Raw genomic sequence first — 22,955 nt, 5'->3', positions numbered from 1 at the left:
GAGTAGTACAACGCCTGATCTATGTGACATTCTTGAGTATCTCTGCCAACACCAAAGATGCCTGGACTCAGGGACGATAGAAAACACAGCAGTACCTGCTCAGCAGCGTATCTAGTAAGACTTTTGACAATTTTACATAAAAGCATATAAGGGCATACCCCAAATAGTTTATCCCCAATTGAATAGGAAACAGGAACTATTTGGGGTATGCTATATTAAGGGATACTATTAATTTACTGCATTTGTCTTGTTATTGTTTACATTGATAACCGCAGGTTTTGAAACACTTTCAGTGGTATTGACATACCCAACAGGGGTAAAGGTATACTGAAATGTATTACCTTGAATTGTAACTGTCTGACTGCCTGCGGATGTGCTGCCCTGAAAACCCAGTACGGTTGGGCTACCTCCAATAATCGTATTATACTCAAATATCCAGTCCCCGATGGCGCTGTCATATCGGAACAAAATAGGATTTTGGTTGTAAAATAAAAATTTGTTTCTGCGAATTCGTTGTCCTGTCAGAAGTGTGGTTTTGCCATTGTACTGACCTGCCGCTCCCCATACATTGGTAACTTTGTTTTCCAGCCAGTTAAATTCGTTATCTTCCACTACCACATTGGATAAGGCTATTTCGAGAACAGAGCTAACGCCCTGAATAACTTTAAACCGATTGTTTCGAACATAGGCGGAGAGGGCAGGCTTGCGGCTGTTCTCCTTTTCCAGGCTTAGTGCAGAGTTAAAGTCACAGTCTGAAATTTCAATGTTTTCTGTCTCTATATTAAAAAATTCGAAGTTGATGGTAGGTGTATACCCCCCGTTGAATTTGCTGGTGGCTTTGGCAACCATTTTGAGTGCATAAAACCGGCTATTGGTTATTTTTCCTGTTACTGCCTGATAGCCATTGTCGGCATCGTAGGTTTCCTGGAATTTGATCGCATAACCTGACTTGCCAAATCCTCTGGCCTCCTGAGGAATAAGCGGATCATCTAACTCATCTCCATTGTTATGTATGATCGTTCCATGATGAATCATAATGTTATTGAGGAACCCATAGGCCTGGATATTGCCATTCGCACTACTATTATTTTCGTTCGAACTATTTTCAATCAGAAAGTTATAAATCTCAATATTCTGTAGAGGTAATGTTGACTTATATCCTACCAGTTCTATGGCACTTCTGTAAAAATTGCGGATGATGATATCGTGTATCTTTATCGCTCCCAGTTCTTCATTCCGTACAGCACTCCAGCTCACATTCTGTCCATCCAGTGTCATATCTGAGATCTCAATGTTACCATTTGAACCAGGTGTGTCCCGTAAGTTAAAAAATCCGGTATACCAGGCCCATTGTTTCACTTTAACGAGGGTACGGTCTTTGCCCGCTCCCTTAACGCTAATGCCTGCTTTTAAGGTTATATAATCCTGATCCTCATATGTACCCGCCTGTAGAAGCAGTCGATCGCCCGCATTTGCCTGAGCGGCATAGGTGCTAATCTTTTGTCCCAGAGGTACAGTAATGTCTCTGGCTGTTAAAGTAAAGGGTAACAGGACAAAAAAGAACGTAAGAACGTTTTTCATAGGAGATAGGTGTTTGTAAAGCTTCATAACTGAGAGATTGTATGTACAGGTGTGATCCTAACTGCACATCGTTATTTTAAAAATTAACAAAAAATACTTTTAAGGCAGAGTAGGCAGTTGGGATAACTGATAGTACGGCTTTTTTATAATAGCTTTTAGTATCAGATTGATTTACAAAGGAAACAATGTCATTAGTAAATATACTTTTATTTTATTTCACACATTCAAAATAAAATAAATATAAAGTCTTATTCAGAAATAAGGAATACTTTCTGTAAATATTGAATCACCGGCATTATTGAATCTGTTATAGTTACATTGCATTAACCAAACATTTTCTCAGATACGTAGTCGAATGGATAGAAAATAGGGTACTACGACAGTAGTATAAAAGATGAAAACAGAATCAGTATATTCGCCAAACTTATAAGTGAATAACGTCCAATCTGATAATTTGTATCAAGTTGGAAGTATTAAAAAATAAAAATAAAGAAGTTACAGAGAGAGTTGTGATAACGTTAATCTCGAAAGATGGTATAGGTGCACTGGCAATCTTTTCCCGCGAGGCTGGCCTTTGACCTGTTGGTAGAAGGATCAGAGAATAGTAACTTTTTGGTTATTACGTCGTGGTGTGACAAAAAAGTAACATGGTAGGGTTTCTAATCTAAGGAAGCACTCCATGTTAGTTCAATCTCTTTCATCCATTTATTCAGCTCTAAATCACTTAACACATAGACACTAACAGGAATAGATATTCTAAACTTAGCCAAACGTGCTACTAAATCTTTATCAAAAATTTCAAAGTTGCATTGTCCACCATCATAATATACTTCCATATATAATTCAAAGTCCGTTGCACCATTCAGAGTAAACAATGAAAAATTATTCTCTATAAACGCAACATATTCTCCTTCGAACGTATGTATATTTTCTCGCGTTGCGAATTTCTTAGTATGCCAGAATGTTATAACCCCATACCCATACAAATCTTCCTTGTCTGCAAATTTCCTATCAGTGGGGCTGTTATAAGATACAACAATAAAATCCTTTGAGGTTCCTTCAATAACTTTTTCCGGGACCAGATTATCTCCTGAGATTACAAGGCTTATTTTATAGATCATACGTTAGTTAACAGTTAACTATTCTTTCTGTTCTTATCTACTATCCTACCCTAAATAAGTGGTCTATTTTATACAAATGCCACGATGAAAATCTGGTCTTACTCATATTTAAGGAAAATTTTCTTCGATAGGGGGATCTGCTGGTGAGCTTGTAGCTATATCCAAGAGCCAGGTGAAGAGAATAAAAAATTGTAGTAAGGACACAAGACTTAAGAGGATACACGGGATAAACGCAATAAGTTTAAGGATCACATTATTGCTTTTCATTACACAATACACTAGAATAATTGTGAGAGGTAGACTGGAATGAAACAGAAAATCTTTTGTGAGAAATTCCATTGTTTCCTTGTGTTGGGGAAAATGACTAACTAACCAGTCATCATAATAGGTTAGACTATATAGAACCAGAAAGTATAACAGGATTATTACTGCTACCCTTTCGACTCGTCCCACCCGAAACTCTTCGGAAACTTCTTTATCAGCCATTGTGTAATTGTTTTTCTTTTCACAATATACTTTTCGTTAAGCCTCCTTCAAAACCTGCAATCTGGGAATTCCCCAGAGCCCAAACAGGAAGGCACTCAGAAAACCCAGTGTGTTAAATACAGCTAATACCCAATCCTTTGTATGAGAGGCAAACAAAGTAAATACAAATGTCAACACCAGTGCACCAATTCCCAACAAGACAGCCCCTAGGATATGAAGGATTCTTGATGCTGTGAAGAAAGCGGCGATCAGTCTGACAACCGCAAAGACAATAGCCTGATACACTGAAAAATAGAAACCAGTAAAGATAAACATCAGCAGAAAGGCCATAAATGTAAAAGGCTTTTTGTCGGATGGATGCAGAAAATCAAATGTAGCGATCATCAAGGTTATGCCTCCACAGACAATCACAAGTCCTAAAAGAAATACCAGCACGATTTCCATACCCTTGCCACTACGTCGATAGCTGTAAAACAATAGTGAAATCACTGCCACCAGTAGAAGGGCAAATAAGAAAGCTGAGCTTAGAACCATAAATTCAAGGGAGTGTATTTGAAGAGATGTAATTTGATGAGATAAAAGTATCTGTGGAGCACTTTTCTTTAGTTAGTCAAAGGTGCCAGCATATCACTATAATCTATTACTCTATGCCGTCCCTGGTATCTTGCAAAAAGTATGACCTATACTATTACAAAGGATATCTATACCTGTTTTTCGTTCCATCTGCTTAGAACCTGTTTGATTTGTTCATAATTTTCTATTTCACATGGAATCGTAATTTTATGATTGGTAGAAAATCCATTACTTCCTTTCCCATACACTATAACATCCTTATCCTTAAAATCAATTCTCTCAATATCGGCAAATAAGATTTCCTTCTCGTCGTTCTGATTGTACCGACTTTTGTTTCTGGCTCTTGATGCTTCTATCAATACATTACTTTGGGTAGTGTCGACGGTCTGCAGAATGCGGTCTTCCAGAAAACCAATGCGTAACAGTCCCACATACCGTATCCTGCCCAAATAGCCTAACGCAAAAGCTCCCCCTAAAAGTAAAAGATAGAAATCAAAGCGTATAAGACGCAATACAAGAGAAAATACAACTATTAATCCCAAAAGAATGAATGCTATAGTTTTTAACTGCCTGAAAGCAAAGGCAGCACAATTTTCTTCTCTGACACGAAATGTTCCTACCATAAGGGATGAACTTAAATGATGAAATCAAGTAGCTGTAATTATATAGTGATGAAAATGAAATCTTTTACTATAAATAAAAAGTCAAGAATTGAGAGAACCTCACTTTGTAATTAAATACATACTATTCTATAGAACAAAGTGTATACGTTCATGTTACCAATGCACATCCTCATTCCAGACCTGATTATGTCAGGTACTGTATAATAGGCTGAAAGCATTTGTATTCAGTACTGAACGCATTCTCATTCTGCTGTACAGATAGTGCAGCTACCGTTAACCGAAACACAATCGCCCGTAGTATCATTTCTCTGGTAAATTCAGAATGGGAAAGATAGTTTAGATCTCCCAGCGGGCTTCCATGCCAGGCAATGGAGTCACATACCAGTATGGCTTCTGCATACGCTACAGGGGCTATGGTCGGAGAAAAATCAATAATCAGTGGAGGTAACGCAACGTCAAAAAATATATTACCAGCCAGGTCAGCATGTATAATCTGCAAAGAATACTTGTCCTGTAGTGTCAAACCAGAAAGTAGGTCTGCCAATATGGTATACGCCTCACCTGTAATGTCTCTGAGCAGGTCTTCTTTTTGCCAGGCAATCTGATGAGCCTTTGCCCATTTGTGATCTGCGGATGGCATATCCTGAAAAGGTAACTCTGCCACATCAGTATGAAACAGTCTCGCCACCTCCAGCTTTTCCGGTAGCTTTCCGTTCATAAATTCACCCGGTTCATATCGTGTACAACACCAGCCTTTGTACACAAACGTATCCTGCTCACTCTTTACAGGCTTTGCCAACCGGTATCCTTTTGGATGTATAGCACTATAGACGGTCAGCAGCCATTCGTAATACAGGATATTAGTATCTATAGGCTTCAGTACAAAATCACCAACCCGAACCGATGTATGCTGCCCTCCTGACAAAGGAATGCACTCTCCCTTGAGAGCAAATGCATTAAGAATGTCCTTGCTCAGGTTCATCAGCTTAAATCTATCAGTATTGGAAAGTATAGGATTTTACTCGCACAAATACAAAACCTGTTCGAAGATATTCAACGCATCTCACCTATCCATTCTGTAGAAATCAGAATATTGTTTGTAAACTTGCTTTGCAGATCTAACTGAAATCTATAGTAGAATAGGTTGAGACACTTCTATTTTGCGAATATCGACAATGAGTACAGAATCTACCGAAAAAGATAATGTAATGCGACTAGTACAATCTGGTCAAATGGAAAATGTTCAACAGGGGCTAGCACTCGCCAAATCACTGAAGATTGATATCAGGGAGTTCCGAAATGATATTGATGCTATTTTCGATTGGATTACAGAGAATGAAGAAATGGTTTTCCCAAGGTCCTCTTTTTCAAAAAGGATACATAGGGTTTACACATTAAAAGAACTTTCCTTATCAAAAGAGAATAAAGGAGAGGTCTTAAATAGATTGAATTTTATACCTTCTCAGATTAAGTATCTGGTGAATCTGGAAGTACTGGATCTCTCTTGCAATACGCTCACTCAAATACCTGCGGAAATTGGTTTTCTTTCAAAACTACAGGAATTAATATTGAAAGAGAATCCTATATCTTCTATGCCTGCTGAAATAGGGCTATTGCAGAACCTCAAAAAGCTGGATCTTTCAGCTATGCAATTACATGACTTGCCTGTTGAAATTGGAAACTGTACCAGCCTACAGTATTTATATGTGCAAAGAAATAAGTTACAATCTGTTCCTTCAACAATCGGAAATTGTATCCAGTTAAAGCACTTGTATCTATTCACAAACCAATTACAATGCATTCCTTCAGAAATTGGCAACTGTATGGCATTGGAACAGTTATCCTTGTACTCTAATGATATTAGTAGTTTACCCTCCACAATTGGCAATCTGAAAAACCTGGAAATTCTTTCCCTAAGCCATACATTAGTAAGGTCATTTCCAAAAGAAATAGAAAACCTCTCAAAACTAACCTGTCTGGATGTAAAGGAGCTAAAGTTAAAGATATTACCTGATTATATAGGAAACCTTCCCAACCTCATTGAACTAAATTTACATACCAATGAATTAACTCAACTCCCAGTTGAAATTGCTAAGTTAGACAAATTACAAATTCTAGACTTACGTAACAACTTTATTCCAGAGACTGAAAAGGAAAAAATTAAAACATGGCTTCCTGATTGTAAGATTAAAATCGAAGACGAGGAAAATACAGAAAAAGCTCAATCGATTAAAATCCGGTTACAACATCTAAAAAAAGCCCTTAAAGAAATTCTTTTAGATCCTAAAAAATTCTTTCAAGCCTTATTCTCAATTATAGGATTTAGCCTTTTAGGATATAGTTACTTATACTACTGGCAAAGCAGACAAGAGCTAGCCAAAGAGAATTATTACAGCGTTGGTGTTACTATTGAAAAAAGATATTCCAAAGGTCAGGTTATCACCTATAAATTTTGTGTAAACAACAAACTCTATTTCGGTAACATTCGCTATCAGGAAGGTATGGACATCAAATATCCAAATCAATGCTATCAGATACACTACTGGTCAAAGAACCCATCCGTTAATGAACTCATTATAGAAAAGCCTGTACCTAACTGCACTATCAACTGCAAACCATAGATTATTATGTCAGAAGAACCCCTTTATCTTGTCCCATAACTTTTTCAATTTTTAAGAGTTTTAGGAAAAAATGCCTTTTTTGTGCTCTAAAGCCCTTTTTTGTCCTTCTGAAAGGATCTTGGATCAAGACTCGCAGTCTTTCCGACTGGAAAGTATTCTTTCTTTCAAAATCCAAGCGCCACTCTATTTGTCAGGAGTTCCTTTCAGGAGGACAGCAAGGAGAAGATTATTGCAGAAAGACCCAGAAAAGAAACATATTTTCCTAGACTAAAAACAGCGAGTCTATCCCTTATGTTTCTCTTACAACCAATCTCCTACCTCTGATGTTTTTGTTCCCCCTTCCAGCTTAGCCAGCACGCTGCCTGCTATAAAGGATAAAAATTTTCGGTGTTCAGGTGTAGCAGGTCCCAGATAACCTCCGTCTTCTACACCATAATGCAGTGAATCTATCCAGACTTCTCCCTCGAACTCTCCATTCATTACTACCAGCAAGGGGTCCTGTTCAGCAACAAGGCCAAAACACCAGAATCCCCGATCCGGAAATACTGGAAGAGCAAATAATTCTCTCAGACTATTATTTTTGTGTAGTATCTTCTTCTTTTTCAGATACTGGATAAGCTCTTCCAGCTCTTCCTTGTGTTCTGCACCATTATCCAATGGAACCCAAGCCTTTATTCCCCAACGATGGTTGATATCATGAATCTTGGCTGATGTAATAGGAAAAGGCAATCTCATAGCATAAATAGGATCATATCGTCTCTCTACTATAATGGGCTTCTCACCACAAAAATATCCTCCTCCGCCCTCACCTATTTCCATTAGATATACTTTTACTTCATCGGGAAGCCGGACTTCATGTTCCGATTCATAGATCTTGATTTCCTGCAAAGACCATGGTTTGAGGATATAATTCAGATTCTGCTCATCAACTATCTTTTCCTGCACTTTCTCCCAGCCTGAAACAGCATATCGATTGCGTAGCCTTACAGCCAGCATCCGCTGTTTAATCAGGTTAAGTATATCGGCATGTTGTTTAACCAGTGGATGTTCAGGGTTCAGAAACTGGTTTACTACCTTTGCCTGTTCATCTTTAACAAATTGCTCAAATGCTTTTTTCTCTTCCACAAATAGACTATTTTAATTCAGATGTTAGTTTATATCATTAGGCAGGCAAAATAAATAAACAATTAGTGACTTACTAATTCTCTACTTAGCAGTAAAAACCTTTGAAGTATAGCTGCAAAAAACTTTATTTCTCCTGTCTTATTTGTGGCCAATAGGCCTTGAAGGATAGAAAAAAACCAATACTAATCAGAATAATTTCAACTACCATAGCACTGATATCATTGCTAAAATTACCTTGATAGGCTTGCGGAAAGAACATACGCAACAGACCCAGAGCCATACCTAACCACCCCAGTAAGGTTATCACCACCGGCCAATGCAATACCCATATGTTATGTGAACGCACAATGGCGAGTCCGGCAACAAAAAACAACACACCAGACAGATAGATCAGTGGTACTATCTGATCATCATACAAAGTAGGATTCCATAGCTTGAGTTCGGAAGCTACCATTACAATCAACGTAGGTCCGATAATCCCAGCCAGTGATTTTGATTTATGCATAGGATAGAAAAAACAGGACATTCATAAACGCCTAAGTGTTTGTACGTATCAGCGTTGTGCGACCAATGTAGCAAAAAACGATCAGACCTGTTTTCTTTCTAAAAAATTGCCACAGAGAAGGGATAGACTTTTGCCTGCTCAGATCAAAGAAAAACACTGACAGTCAGGTTAATTTATTTTTTATACATTATTTAAATACAGATACAATAAATCTTTTAAAAATGGGTTATCCAATTGTAACCACACCAAACCCAGGATAAAAATGAGATAGATCTACTCCTATTCTTTTCTTCTCTTTTTTATGAACCGTATCCCTTTAGGCAAAGGATTCTTTTGTCTGTTTTTTATCCTGTATGCTTTTGGTAAAAGCTATGGCCAGTATCCACTAGCCATCGAAACAGATCATCATTGTACCTATCTTGGAGAGCCTATTGCAGGCGACTTGTACGAGTTTACCTCAAGTGAGGAAACGAGTCAGGCTATTGCCCGTATTATGAGTGTTATGGGACTCAAGGCACGTTTTGAAATTAAAGCTGTGAATATTGAGAATGCTGCAGCTGTTATCTATGACAATAAGCGGTATATCCTGTATAGTCAGCACTTTATGTCCCAAATGCAACAAGCGTGTCATACAGACTGGGCAGCGATCAGCATTCTAGCTCATGAAATCGGCCACCATCTGAATGGACATACGCTGCTGGAAGAAGGCAGCCGCCCATCGAATGAACTGGAAGCGGATGAGTTTTCGGGTTTTATCCTCCATAAAATGGGAGCGACCTTAACAGAAGCACAGATAGCTATCAGTATGCTGGCTGAAGAGAAAGGATCTGTCACACATCCTCCCAAACGAGCACGTCTGGAAGCCATTGCCGTAGGATGGGAAAGAGCCAATGAGGGTATGGTTGCCCAGAAAAAGAGTGCACCCACAGACCATGTACGAACAAATACTACGTCTGCCTCTTCTGATTCACAGGTAGCAGCAGTACAACCCATTGACTCAAAATATTTGTTAGGCAAAGTTATATTTCACTCCAATCCGGAGAATCAATATTATCTGACTACACAAATGGATCTGATCAAAACTACAGGTGGCAGTGTAAAGGTGATTGGAAAACTAATTAAATCCAATCGGGAAGAATATCCCTTTATGATCTATAATATGAACAAGAACTATATATACATTGCAACCAATGGTGAGATCTATAATGCCAGTAAGCAGAAAATAGGTTATACAGTGGATCTGTAATGTATGGTGTATCATTTACAGATTGATATAGGTGTTGCGGTTTATTCCATGCAAAATTTTTTTTTGCAGTAAATTCTCTTCTTGTCCCCAGAAAAGAATATTCCTCTTCCCTGTCCTTCTGAAAGAAACTTCCGCCACGACGGAACACGTGTGACAAATAGAGCCATGCCTGGGTTCTGAGAAAAATAAGTATCTCCAAACCCAAAGGCCGCTAACTTTGCCAAAGGATTCTTTCAGAAGGACAAAAAAGAAAATATCATCCTTTGAGGATAGTGAGAGCGTTTTCTGAGTGTTGAACTGTAGGAAACAGGTCGATAGTATTCTCACCAACGACGAGAATAAACCAAGAATGTTTATTCATTATAGACAAAATATTCTTTCTGAATCGGTTTCAATAACTTTCTATCCAACTCATTCCACTTATACAGATCCACTCCCCATGTAAAAGTCTGTACATGAGTATATTCTGTTTTGATATGCACATCGGCCTCCAACCAATACAACCGAGAGAGTAAATTTTCAAATTTTACTTTCCACTCTTCCCATTCATATTCGATAGATTTGAAATTACCTCCAAAATGTATCAATCGCCCATCATATTCATAATTAGGACTAGCTGCCTGCCCATTATGGGTAATCGAAAACATATTTTTTGTGAGAGGAGGCCATTGATCCAGTTCAGGTAAGCTGTTTAGTATTTTTTCATTATGTGTATATATATCTGAACGTAAGGATAAATCCAGTCCATATTCTACTATGCATCCATACAGACGTGTTTGCATTCCCATTTTCTGACTTCTAGTTTGTAGTATTTTTTCGTTAATCTATCCTCTATGCAATATCATCTGCTGCACACAGATGGCTACCGTTAACAGAAGAACACTCACTACCATGTATACAATAAGGTATAATTCACTTTTCGCCTGTGTTTCTTCGGGTTCTTCCTTATAGTTTTCGTGTATTTCTTCCAATTTATCTTCCAGTGAAAAGAAGTTAAACATACACAGAATAACCCCAATAGCAACAGCTACCAGCTTCGAAGAGAGATAGAGCGGAACACCCAAACCGTATTTAATGACAGCAATCAAAGCCACCAGATTAAACCCATTGCATATGATCAACAACATGGTGGCACTCGTTGCCGGTACACTGTTTACATACTGCAACCAGATCACCAACCGATAGTACATGTACTGATAGTGTTTCATCATAGGTTATTAGTTCTTTGTTTCCAGGCTAATTACTCCTTAAAACGATTTTCATAGCTAAACCAGCCTTTTGATACCTCTGCTGAATGCACAGATAAATAAGCAAAAAGGCAAAAAATGAAACCTGATGAGAATTCTATAAAAGTGTATTTCAATTTACATAGTTTATGGCAAATCTTGCATAAGTGATAGAAAAAATTTGTTTACTACTTTTTAAAACCTATTTTTCTTTTGTCCACCTAGCTTTTTGTCAGAATACTTATTGTAACCTATCGTAAAACACACTATTTTTCGTTACTATTACTCTTTCATCTTTGCACGCCACTCCACATGTTTCGAAACTTTCTGACTGTTGCTCTCCGCAACATTGCCAAACACAAAGTATTTACCCTGATTAATGTGGTCGGGCTTAGCCTGGGTATGGCGATATTCTTTTTGCTGACAGGGTATGTTCGGTTTGAAAACAGTTATGATACGATTCATCAGCGTAGTGAGAACATTTACCGCGTTGAGAGCATTTTTTATAAAGGAGGTGAAAAAACGGACGATTGGGCAGGTAGTACAAACGGCTACGGCCCGGCTATGAAGGCCAACTTTCCAGAAGTAGAGTCTTTTACCCGTATCAACTGGAACAGCTCTACACGGGTAGTACGTTATCAGGATACAAAATTTCGTGAGCAAAATGTATGCTTTGCTGACTCTAACTTCTTTACCTTCTTCTCCTACCCAGTACTCAAAGGCAATCCCCAAACGTTTCTGAATGCGCCTAATACAGTGGTCATCTCGGAAAAAGCTGCCCATAAATATTTTGGCAAGGAGGAGCCTATGGGAAAATTTCTGGATATCAGCACCATTTCCAAAACCTATCGGTGCCAGGTGTCAGGAGTTTTCAAAGATCTACCCATTAACTCTTCTTTACAGTTTGACATGCTGATGTCATGGACTACGTCTCCGGAATGGGTTCGTAACTTCTGGTATCAGCATAGCAGCTACACCTATATACGCGTACAGCCGAATACCAACATTGCGAACCTGGCAGCTAAATTCCCGGCTCTGGCCGAGAAATATAAAACGGCAGATGCCATGAAAGAACACAAATGGGCTGTTGACCTGGTGCCATTGCATGCTATACATCTGAACCCAGCCAAAACCAACGAACCGGAAACCAAAGGCAGTCGTACCACCGTGCAGTTTCTGCTTATAGCAGGTATTATTATTCTGACTTATTGGCAGGGTAAACTATATCAATCTATCTACAGCAAGAGCTATTGACCGGGCACAGGAAGCGGGCATTCGGAAAGTCTTGGGATCATCTCCTACGCTTCTGGTAGGTCAGTTTCTGTTTGAGTCATTTATCCTCAACTTCATTGCGTTACTGGTAGCAATTGTTTTTATTGGAATAGGTATATGGAGTTTACGTACATTTTTGACTATCTACATCCCGGCTTCTATCTGGACTGAACCCCATCAATACACTCTTTTTGCCATCATCTTTCCTGTAGGGATTCTGATCTCCGGCATTTATCCGGCCTTTCTGCTTGCCAAGGTAATTCCGGTACAAATTCTCAAGGGCAAGTATACCTTCTCTGGTGGAGGCAATCTACTGCGTAAAAGCCTGGTTACCTTACAGTTTACTACATCCCTGATACTGATTATGGGTACTCTGATCGCCTACAAACAAATCAGCTACATGATGAATCAGACGTTGGGAGCAGACATTACTCAGGTTATGGTTGTAGAGGCACCTGTACATACAGAAGGGTATATTGAAAAGATAGAAAGCTTCAAGAATGAGTTAAAATCGCTGGCAGGGATCACGAATGTAACTGGCTCAGGAGCAGTACCGGGTATAGAAGTAGGTGAATTTCTGGCCAACCGTAAGCTGCATTCTGAGCCGGCAGACAATCGGCTATACGAGATGATGGCTGCCGACTACGACTTCATTCCAACTTTTGATCTAACAGTCATAGCCGGACGCAACTTCGACAAAAGTCGCCCTGCAGATCAGTATGGGTTAATTCTCAATGAATCGGCAGTAAAACAATTTGGGTTTGAATCCAGCGAAAAAGCCATTGGCGAAAAAATCCTGCTGGAGGCTAATCGGGGCAGAGCCAATGAAATTATAGGTGTGATCAAAGACTATCACCAGCAATCCCTGCAACATCCCTATACTCCCATCATCCTGTTTATGGACCCGGACTTCCGCTGGATACCGGCAGATTTCCTTTCTATAAAAATACAGGGAGGTGACATTAAACAGACAGCCAAAAAAATAGAGGCTACCTGGGTGAAGTTTTTTCCAGAATCCTCGTTTGACTCCTTTTTTCTGGATCAGTTCTTTAATCAGCAGTACAAACAGGAAGAAGTATTTGGACGTGTAGTCGCCTTTTTTTCTTCACTGGCGATCTTCATTGCCTGTATTGGCCTGTTTGGTCTGACGTCCTATAACACCGCCCGTCGTACCAAAGAAATAGGCATACGCAAAGTACTTGGGGCTAGTGTACAACATATCGTTTCACTACTTGCCTGGGATACCTTACGTTTGATTCTGCTGGCTGCCTTACTGGCTATTCCGATAGCCTGGTATGGCATGAGTGAGTGGCTCACCCGCTATGCATTCCGGATTGATATCAAGGGATGGTATGGCTTATTACCTGTTCTGGTACTGGGTGGCATTGCCTTTCTTACTATCAGTACGATTACGATTCGGGCTGCTTTTGCCAATCCTGTAAAATCCCTGCGCAATGAATGATACTTTTGTCAGAAAAACATATATTCGCTGAGCCTATAGCACTGGCTGTCAGCTATATACCTATACATAAACGAGGGTAGCACACGTAATAAAGACCAGTAAGTAAGGTAGTATGCTGAAGTGACCAACGTTTTGCCTGACTGTATCTCTAACGAACAAACCTATATGAAGAATCTGTTTCTGTTTTCTTTTATGCTGGTATGTAACTGGGCATACTCTCAGGCAATCACTACGTATTCTGTTTCAGAACTAAAAGACATTCCCTACTATCAGGGAGCAGGTTATGACTCAGCCAATCATAAATTAAATCTGGTCTTACCCAGGGGTGTAAAAAATCCACCGTTGTTAATCTGGATTGGTGGTGGAGCCTGGTCGTATGTAAACCGAAATATGGAAATGGACATTGGCCGAAAATTTGCCCAAAAAGGTATAGCCGTAGCATCTGTAGGTCATCGGTTAAGTCCGGCTACCTGGAAGGACTCATCTCTAAACAAGGGAATCAGACATCCGGAACATAGTATAGACATAGCCAGAGCAGTAAAGTATCTGTATGCCAACGCCAGTAAGTATGGGTATTCTCTTAATAAAATCTTTGTTAGTGGGTATTCATCTGGTGGTCACCTGGCGGCACTGATTGCCATGGATAATCAGTATCTCAAAAATGAAGGACTATCCAAGAATATATTCAAAGGCGTGATTCCTATTGCCGGAGCCTATGATGTTTTGCACTATTATCAGGTTTTAGCCAAATCAAACGGCAGTTCATTTGCAGATAATCACATTGGCAGTGTCTTTGGCCCAACCATACAAGATTTTGAAAAGGGATCACCAACATCGTATATAGATAGTCTCTCCACTCCAATGCTACTTATATCTGAGACAAACACATTTAAATATGCTGATTTGTTTGAAACCCGCCTCAGAGAGAAAGAATACAATAAGTTAGAAGTGTTGCACATCCACAGACTCAAACATGGAGAACTATGGAAAGAATTATCTTATTCCCCACACAGTATTTACAGAGAGGTAATTGAAGATTTTATCAAAAGAAACTCTGGGATCGTGCCATCTCCTACCCAATGAGGATTTTTTGCAATAGCGAAAATACTATCCGGTTTTGAATCACTTTACGGAAAAATCTATCTCAATCTAACTATCTGACCTTCAGAACCAAAATCTTCCCTGACAAAGAAGTATTCACTATAATCTCTACATATATATTCCCGGTTTATGGAAAAATAATCCTGGTTGCATCCTATAAGCAACTAAATGAACGGGATTATGAAGCATTTTTTATTTACGCTATTTTTTCTCACAAGCCTTATTCCGGCTTTCACTCAGGCCCAGGATCGCGTTATCAGCGGTCGTCTTAAAGATACGAATGGAGAGCCATTACCAGGGGTAAGTATTTCAGTAAAAGGAACTGACCGGGGAACAACCACCAATGCCGAAGGATATTATCGTATTACAGCTCCATTAGGCGCTACACTGGTGATTTCGTTTATTGGGTTTACCACACGTGAGGTACAGGTGACAGAAAAGAATTCAACGGCATTAGGTTCTGTTGATTCATCAGAGTCAGACCCCGTGCAAATACCTTCTTCACAAATGGTTCAGAAGGAGGCTCAACAAAGCACCCAGCCACCCACTCAACCAACGCCTGAAAAGACAGGAGTAGCCACACTCACAGATGATTCGCCAAGGTATACTATTCAATCGTATATTACATTTCCTAATCAAAACCATCTCACCAATACCTACACACTTCGCTATGTAAAGGGTTGGCTTGCCAGATTGCAATACGGCTCCAAAGCCCGTAATGGTATTTTTGTAGCAGATACACGACCCTATATACAAGCACCTGTTCAGCTTACCTTTTCCTCTTCTTTTACGCTAGACCAGATCAATCGGTTGCCTGACTTACAGAACCAATATGGTCAGGGAAGACCTGTAAATGGCACAGAAACCTGGCAAGGTCCGGAAACAGGCGAGATATTTAGCTGGGGACCAAAAATCAACAATCTGGAATTTGATGGACAGCCCTATGCCTACAATCCCAATGGAGCATTAACCATAAGAGGCAATGGCAACGGCACTAGAGCAAAAGCTTATAACCCCTATCAGTTTTTCAGAAACGGTATGACAACCAATCATAACCTGACTGTAAAGACTACTCTCTGGAATACAGCTATGAAAACAGGGTTTACGTATCATACCCAGCAAGGGGTATTGCCTAATGCACACACAAATGAAAGTCAGTGGAACCTGAATCTGAAACGGTTGATCATGCCTGCATTACAAGCAGAGTATACTCTATTCTATACCTCAATTAATCAAACTTTACCTAATCAGAATGGCAACTGGGCACATATACTGTCGTCTGTCATGCAAACCGCACCCACCTTTGACAACGCGGGTGGTTTATCTCGCAGAGAAGCACTTCGCAATGAAGATGCCTATTTGCTTTCAGACAATCAGTTTCGTACCTATAGTGCAGGCAATACAGACAATCCCTATGCATTGGTAAATTTGTTGCCCGACAACCAGAATATCCGGAATCTCTTTACCAACCTTAGCCTAAACTACGACCAAAACAACTTTCAGGTATTGCTAAAAGGCAGTCTGGAACATAAGAATCAGAACAGAGTTTTTGGTATAGTTCCCGGAATGACCACTTATCCCGAAGGAAGGTTAACCACCCGGGAATACAAGCTGAGCAATTATCAGTTTACAGCCAAGCCTTCTTTTGATACTTACCTGAATAATAGCTCTACGATCTACCTGGAAACTTCGGTTTCCTATACATTTGCTCACCAGCAGGAACAACTGAACCGCAAAGATGGATTTAGATTTGCCTCAACAGAATCATTTGATATCAGTAATGCAGACTCTTTAGCTATTCGTAAATTTACCCCTTTACGTCAGAAGCATGAGATTGCAGAAAGCATACGGCTTAAATACAGAGACCTGGTGCTTCTGAATCTTACAAACCAGCATTATTTCTCATCAACCTATACAAAAGGTAAATTCTGGTTGCCGACTATAGGTCTGGGATTCACTTTCTCTGAACTTTTCTCCTATTCATCCTTCCTCAACTTTGCCAAGGTATATGCCAATTATTCTCAAAACATACAGGAAGCACCTCTGATCTATAATCAGTGGCAGTATAACTCTACACAGTATGCAGCATCCAACTTTGCCCAGTATCAGGAAACACAGGAAATAGTCTATACACGCCAGCTACAGCCTGAAAAAACCACAAAGAAGGAACTCGGATTGGATATGAATATTATACAAAACAGGCTACATGTATCTGCTAGCTATTTTCAGAATCTAACCCAACAAGCACTGGTTCCTATATTCAGCGAAAATGGCTTTCAACTACAAAACCTGGCTGATATTGAAAACAAAGGATACGAATGGTCTGTATCCTATCAGCATCACACTGGAGCCGTACGGTTTATGTCTAGAGTTTCCTTCAGCAAAGTAAAACCTGTTGTCACCAAACTCTACAACAACGAAACCCGCATACCCATAGCAGGTTTTTCAGATGTTTCCACCAATCTCGTTGCAGGTCAACCGTATGGAGTCCTGATGGGTTCCCGCTGGAAAACAAACGAAAATGGGCAAACTATTATTGGCACTGATGGCTATCCTGTAGTAGATGACCAACCCCAGATCATTGGCAATCCCAATCCCCGGTGGACGGCATCAACAGAACATACCATTTGGTGGAAAGGCTGGTCATGCAATATCCTGTTTGACTTCCGTCAGGGCGGTGATATCTGGAATGGTACTCAGGCATCGTTAAACTACCTGGGAGTATCTAAAGTAACAGAGCAACAGCGTCCTACTCAGAACTATATCTTCGAGGGCGTTCAGGAAAATGGAAAGCCCAATGGTATCATGGTCGATTTTGCCAATTCAGCGCATGGGTTACAGGGTAATCGCTGGGTACATTACGGACAAAGTGGTGTGGGTGCGGAGTCTATCCAAAAATCTTCGTGGATACGTTTACAAGAGGTAAAACTCTCCTATAAGTTTCCATCCTACAGACAAAGTTTCCTACCCAGATGTGATATCCAGGTATCTGTTTCAGGTCGTAACCTATGGCTTTCTACGCCTTACAAAGGAGTAGATCCGGTAGGTATGCTGTTTGGCTACAACACCGCAACAGGCCTGGATCTGTTTAATGCACCTTCATTGCGAAGCTATGGCGCTTCTGTTCAAATCACTATTTAATCTATTATTCTCCCTTATTTATCAGGTAAACTTTCGGGTTTTATGAAAACGAAATTTATACTTTTATTTATCAGCCTGTCGATCCTTTGTCTGTCGGCATTTAAACTACCCATGCTGTTACCGGCAAATTTTCTCGACTACCTACGCCAAAAGACAGAAGCCTATACAGATAAAATACCAGACGAAAAACTATACATCCATACAGATAGGACGTTCTACAAACCGGGTGAAGATATCTGGTTCAAAGGATATCTGGCGAATGGTCTTATTCTTACAGCAGATGCTGCCAGTCATGTTGTCTATGTGGAACTGGTTAATCCGCGTGGAACGGTAGAGAAAACATTGCAGCTTCTGGTAAAAAAAGGAAGTGTATATGGAGACTTTCACCTGGAGGAATCAGCACCCGGAGGATTATATAAGTTGAGAGCTTATACCCAATGGATGAGAAATCAGGGACCGGAAGCATTTTTCGAAAAAGAGATTCAGGTACAGAAAGTACTCACTCCCCGTCTGCTGATGAAGCTGGACTTTACCCGAAAAGCATACGGGGCCGGAGATCCGGTAGTGGCAGATCTGGAAATGAAAGATTTGCAAAATCATCCGTTAACTGAAAAGTCAGTCACCTATACTGTGCAGATTGAAGGAAAGCAATTTCTCCAAGCCCATGCAGTTTCAGATAAAAATGGAAAAGCAAGTATCCGTTTTACCTTGCCTGCTGATCTGCAAACCACAGACGGCCTGCTAAACATCACGATTTTGTATGAAGGAAATACAGAAAGTATATCCCGCTCAATACCTATTGTACTCAATAAAATTGCCCTTCAGTTCTTTCCGGAAGGAGGCGATCTGGTAGCAGGCATTCCCAGTAGGGTAGCCTTTAAAGCTATCAATGAGTTTGGCAAGCCAGCCGATATAGAAGGGTATGTAACCGATGAAACAGGCAAAAAACTTCAGTCATTCAAAAGCTTTCATCAAGGCATGGGGGCATTTGCCCTAACTCCTTCACAAGATCAACAATACATTGTACACATCACTCAGCCTGCCATCAGTCAAACCTATGCTCTTCCGGCAGCATTGCCTAAAGGATATGTGTTGTCTGTGGATACGGTTACAGCAAAACAGATTCAACTCTCTTTTCATGCCCCTGCCAGCAAACCGATTTATCTGGTAGGTCAGGTACGTGGCAAAATCTATTATACCAAGGAAATCTCTGCTGAGACAGGACACAATCAGGTTTCTGTTCCTCTCAAGGATTTTCCTATTGGTATTGCTCAGATTACACTGTTTGACTACAATCAGGTACCACGTTGTGAACGGCTGGTATTCGTGAATGCACAACGTAAAATGCATATCTCTGTCACCACCGATAAGAAGCACTACTCTCCCCGCGAAAAAGTAGACCTTACCATCCGTACAGTCGATGAAGATAGCCTGCCTGTACCAGCTAACCTGTCCCTTTCGGTGGCTGATGATCGGCTGGTAACGTTTGCCGATGACAAACAAGATAACATACTGTCTCACATGCTGATGAGCTCGGATCTGAGAGGTAAGATAGAAGAACCTTTTTTTTACTTTAAGCCCAATGAGCCCAAAGCATCCAAAGCACTGGACTATGTGATGATGACACATGGCTGGAGAAGATTTACCTGGCAACAGGTTCAGGAAGGTCCCCAAAACATGATTTTTGCGCCAGAGAAAACAGGTAACTTATCCGGAACCATTCTGGATGCACGTGATCAAAAGCCATTGTCTGCTACAGTAACCTTATTTGAACTGGATGATAAACGACGTTCTGCTCAACTTACAACCGGCTCTAACGGACGATTCCTGTTTCAGGCAATCAATCCCAAAGTAGCCATACAGCTATTTGCCCAAGCACCAGGTGTTTTCCCTCAATATCTATATATTAGGCTCGATCAGGAACCGACAAGTAATCCAGGTTCTGTAGCGGCTAACCAGGATTTCAAATGGCAAAATGAGGCTATTAAGGAAAAGGCTGTTGCTACTCCAAAAAGGGTACAAGTAAGCAAACCCAATCCTTCAACAAAGGCTCAATCAAAATCTGCTGATGTAATGGAAGATTCGCCATTCTCGTTAGGAGACATGAGTCTGTCTGCTGATGTACAGGCTCTCAATGAAGTAGTAGTGGTGGGGTATGCCACACAAAGAAAACAAGACTTAACTAGTGCGGTAGCTACTGTTCAATCCAGCGAATTGAATATTTTCCCATCTACAGAACTATCACAGACCTTACAGGGTCGAATATCAGGCGTGCAAATAACGCAGTCAGATGGAGCACCAGGGTCTGTATCAGGTGTTCAAATACGTGGTGTTAGTAGCATAGCCAACAGTGACCCTCTGTATGTTGTAGATGGAACACTCGTTACTACACCTGAATTTATTTCTCCAACTGATATAGCCAGCATCAGTGTACTGAAATCAGGAGAAGCAACCGCCTTATACGGCTCACGTGGGAGCAATGGCGTTATTGTTATTACCACTAAAAAGGACGTTTATTACAAACGATCTATCCCCCGCAACAAGCTTCCGATTTCTCAGGTATATATTGCCGAACGAAAATTCTCTGTAGCTCGGGAATTCTATATACCGGTCTACGATCCGAAGAAAGCAGTGGCTGAACGTACAGACTTTCGTAGTACTATTTATTGGAATCATGAAATACAGACAGATGCCAGAACAGGTACTGCCCATGTAAGCTTCTATAATTCAGATCAGGTCACTGCCTTTCGAGTTACTACAGAGGGTATGAGTACCAGCGGCCTGGCAGGTCGTGCCGAACTAACCTATGCAACCCAGTTACCTTTCAGCATCGAGGCAAAAATCCCTCCCTATCTTACTTTCGAAGACAGACTGGAAATTCCTATCTCCCTGAAGAATACTACCAGTCAGGCTATTCATGGTGAACTTACCATAAAAACACCTCCTCAACTAAAAATCACCGCTTTCAATGGGTCGGTGTATAGTCTACCAGGAGAAGCCAAAACCTTGTATTTACATGCCGAAGTGCAACCCGTAGCAGGTAAAGGCACATTGACACTTATCTTCCAGGGCGATGGTATGCAGGAGACGGTTTCACAGGAGATAGATGTACAGCCGAAGGGCTTTCCCACAGAAATGGCCTACTCTGGCAAAGAAAAAGAGGCACAGTTTTCGTTCACGATCAATGAACCTGTCAAAGGCTCTATAAAAGCAGAGTTAAAAGCTTATCCTAATCTATTGAATGAATTACTAAATGGCATTGAATCGGTATTGAGAGAACCCTATGGATGTTTTGAACAGACATCTTCCTCTACCTATCCCAATGTATTGGTATTACAATATTTACGGGAATCAGGCACGTCCAATCCCAAACTGGAGAAGCAGGCACTGGACTATATTGATAAAGGCTACAAACGCCTGATAGGGTTTGAAACCAAAGAAGATGGCTTTGAGTGGTTTGGACATACTCCTCCCCATGAAGCACTGACGGCTTTTGGTCTGGCAGAGTTTACAGAAATGAAGAAAGTGTATGATGGGGTAGACGAGAAAATGCTCAGACGGACCAAACAATGGATACTGAGTCGTCGAGACGGGAAAGGAAGCTTTATTTTGAATCCCCGACACATGTACTCTATCCCGGGCAGCGATCAGGCTATGAATGCCTATATTGTCTATGCCCTGACAGAAGCCGGAATCCAGGAAATCAGACCAGAGTATGAGAACAGTTATCAGATAGCCCTCAAAAATCAGGATCTCTACCAGATGGCACTTTTAGCCAATGCAGCTTTCAATCTGAAAGACACAGAGAAAGGAGAAAAACTCATAACAGAATGTACTCGCCAGATAAACGAAAAAGGACTTGAAAAGGCAAAAATGGCTACATCTATGACCTCTTCGTATGGACAGTCACTACAAATAGAAACGGCTTCTCTTTTATTGCAAGCCTTACTAAAGACAACCAATCCCGATGAAACTCAGGTACAGAAGCTTGTCAATAAAATTGTAAAATCCAGAAAGTATGGAGGCTTTGGATCTACTCAGGCTACTATTCTGGCACTGAAATCGCTGACTGAATATGCCAAATTTGTACGACACACATCAGAGGGAGGTAATCTGCTGGTATATATGGGGGAAGAGTTGATTGGCTCTCAGTCGTATGAAAAGGATGCACGGGAAGATATTACGATTACAGGTATAGAACGGTTTATGAAAGAAGGTAAACAACCTTTCCGGGTTGTATTTGAAAACACCAAAACAGCTCTTCCTTATTCTATGAATGTATCCTGGGCATCGCAAACTCCAAACAGTGCACCTGAGTGTAAGGTAGACGTAGAAACTCAGCTTTCACACACAGCCATTCAAACTGGACAAACGGTACGAATGACAACATCGGTAAAAAACAAAACCAGTGAGACACTCCCTATGACTGTGGCTCTGGTGGGCATTCCATCTGGATTGAGTCCACAACCCTGGCAGTTAAAGGAACTACAGGAAAAGAAGATAGTAGACTTCTATGAGGTGCGCAAAAATTATGTAGTGTTTTACTATCGCAAAGTAGCCCCTAAAGACTGGATTCAGATTCAACTTGATCTGAAAGCTGAGGTACCTGGCACCTTTACAGCACCTGCCAGTACAGCCTATCTCTACTATACCAATGAGTTTAAAGACTGGGAAGGTGGAGAGAAAATTGAGATTTTGAAATAAAGCACTGGTGATATGCATCAAGCGTTAAACCTGACTTTTGATTGTATCCTAGATACACTACATAGATGATCTGAATTTTGAAGAGAGTACAACCCAAGTCTATACTTTTGAAAAATGTAGGCTTGGGTTATTTTTTGAGCAAGCACTCTTTCTGTGTTTGTTTATTTT

The 22,955-nt window shown here is 40.4% G+C and carries 17 protein-coding genes; 7 read left to right on the top strand and 10 right to left on the bottom strand.

The features are described from left to right. Positions 1-228: 228 nt before the first annotated feature. The 6 genes from QNI15_RS07120 to QNI15_RS07095 form a co-directional block, all read right to left on the bottom strand. Positions 229-1,581 carry a hypothetical protein gene (locus tag QNI15_RS07120; RefSeq protein WP_314031156.1) on the bottom strand — a complete coding sequence of 451 codons (1,353 nt, stop codon included), beginning with the start codon at positions 1,579-1,581 and terminating at the stop codon, positions 229-231. A gap of 659 nt (positions 1,582-2,240) precedes the next feature. Then, positions 2,241-2,702: a hypothetical protein gene (locus tag QNI15_RS07115; protein ID WP_313998596.1), complete on the bottom strand. Its 462-nt coding sequence runs from the start codon at positions 2,700-2,702 to the stop codon at positions 2,241-2,243. Positions 2,703-2,810: 108 nt separating this feature from the next. Beyond that, positions 2,811-3,188, bottom strand: coding sequence for a hypothetical protein (locus tag QNI15_RS07110; protein ID WP_313998594.1), 378 nt, complete (start codon positions 3,186-3,188; stop codon positions 2,811-2,813). 36 nt (positions 3,189-3,224) lie between these two features. After that, positions 3,225-3,722: a hypothetical protein gene (locus QNI15_RS07105; RefSeq protein ID WP_314031155.1), complete on the bottom strand. Its 498-nt coding sequence runs from the start codon at positions 3,720-3,722 to the stop codon at positions 3,225-3,227. 167 nt (positions 3,723-3,889) lie between these two features. Further along, on the bottom strand, positions 3,890-4,384 hold the full coding sequence (locus QNI15_RS07100; protein ID WP_314031154.1) for a hypothetical protein: 495 nt from the start codon (positions 4,382-4,384) through the stop codon (positions 3,890-3,892). Between the two features lie 184 nt (positions 4,385-4,568). Continuing rightward, positions 4,569-5,366 (bottom strand): hypothetical protein, encoded by a 798-nt coding sequence (locus QNI15_RS07095; RefSeq protein WP_314031153.1) that lies wholly within the window; start codon positions 5,364-5,366, stop codon positions 4,569-4,571. 193 nt (positions 5,367-5,559) lie between these two features. Here QNI15_RS07095 and QNI15_RS07090 point away from each other — a divergent pair, with 193 nt between their 5' ends. Further along, a complete protein-coding gene (locus QNI15_RS07090; RefSeq protein ID WP_314031152.1) occupies positions 5,560-7,005 on the top strand; it encodes a leucine-rich repeat domain-containing protein in 1,446 nt (481 codons plus the stop codon). 300 nt (positions 7,006-7,305) lie between these two features. On the opposite strand, the gene QNI15_RS07085 is transcribed toward QNI15_RS07090, so the two are convergent. Continuing rightward, the gene (locus tag QNI15_RS07085) at positions 7,306-8,130 is read right to left on the bottom strand and encodes a hypothetical protein (protein WP_314031151.1); all 825 of its coding nucleotides are present in this window, start codon (positions 8,128-8,130) and stop codon (positions 7,306-7,308) included. Positions 8,131-8,254: 124 nt separating this feature from the next. Further along, entirely contained in the window at positions 8,255-8,635 is a 381-nt protein-coding gene (locus QNI15_RS07080; RefSeq protein WP_313998581.1) for a hypothetical protein, read from the bottom strand. Between the two features lie 301 nt (positions 8,636-8,936). Between QNI15_RS07080 and QNI15_RS07075 the strand changes: the two genes are divergently transcribed. Further along, positions 8,937-9,881 carry a membrane-binding protein gene (locus QNI15_RS07075; protein WP_314031150.1) on the top strand — a complete coding sequence of 315 codons (945 nt, stop codon included), beginning with the start codon at positions 8,937-8,939 and terminating at the stop codon, positions 9,879-9,881. Between the two features lie 353 nt (positions 9,882-10,234). On the opposite strand, the gene QNI15_RS07070 is transcribed toward QNI15_RS07075, so the two are convergent. Next, complete coding sequence (locus QNI15_RS07070) at positions 10,235-10,663, bottom strand: hypothetical protein (RefSeq protein WP_314031149.1); 429 nt, start codon at positions 10,661-10,663, stop codon at positions 10,235-10,237. A gap of 42 nt (positions 10,664-10,705) precedes the next feature. Next, positions 10,706-11,092 carry a hypothetical protein gene (locus QNI15_RS07065; protein ID WP_314031148.1) on the bottom strand — a complete coding sequence of 129 codons (387 nt, stop codon included), beginning with the start codon at positions 11,090-11,092 and terminating at the stop codon, positions 10,706-10,708. Positions 11,093-11,419: 327 nt separating this feature from the next. Here QNI15_RS07065 and QNI15_RS07060 point away from each other — a divergent pair, with 327 nt between their 5' ends. From QNI15_RS07060 to QNI15_RS07040, 5 genes are all read left to right on the top strand, one after another. Next, positions 11,420-12,361 (top strand): ABC transporter permease, encoded by a 942-nt coding sequence (locus QNI15_RS07060; RefSeq protein ID WP_314031147.1) that lies wholly within the window; start codon positions 11,420-11,422, stop codon positions 12,359-12,361. Further along, positions 12,315-13,841, top strand: a complete 1,527-nt coding sequence (locus QNI15_RS07055) for an FtsX-like permease family protein (RefSeq protein ID WP_314031178.1) — start codon at positions 12,315-12,317, stop codon at positions 13,839-13,841. Before QNI15_RS07060 ends, QNI15_RS07055 begins: the two co-directional genes overlap by 47 nt. 165 nt (positions 13,842-14,006) lie before the next feature. After that, the gene (locus QNI15_RS07050; RefSeq protein WP_314031146.1) at positions 14,007-14,924 is read left to right on the top strand and encodes an alpha/beta hydrolase; all 918 of its coding nucleotides are present in this window, start codon (positions 14,007-14,009) and stop codon (positions 14,922-14,924) included. A gap of 198 nt (positions 14,925-15,122) precedes the next feature. Next, entirely contained in the window at positions 15,123-18,083 is a 2,961-nt protein-coding gene (locus QNI15_RS07045; RefSeq protein WP_314031145.1) for a carboxypeptidase-like regulatory domain-containing protein, read from the top strand. Positions 18,084-18,125: 42 nt separating this feature from the next. Beyond that, entirely contained in the window at positions 18,126-22,787 is a 4,662-nt protein-coding gene (locus QNI15_RS07040; RefSeq protein ID WP_314031144.1) for an MG2 domain-containing protein, read from the top strand. Positions 22,788-22,955 lie beyond the last annotated feature (168 nt).

Origin of the sequence: Xanthocytophaga flava (assembly GCF_030068545.1) — a bacterium.
Classification (GTDB): Bacteria; Bacteroidota; Bacteroidia; order Cytophagales; family 172606-1; genus Xanthocytophaga; species Xanthocytophaga flava.
The sequence above is the reverse complement of the archived record's forward strand: the minus strand, read 5'-3'. Positions and strand labels throughout refer to the sequence as shown.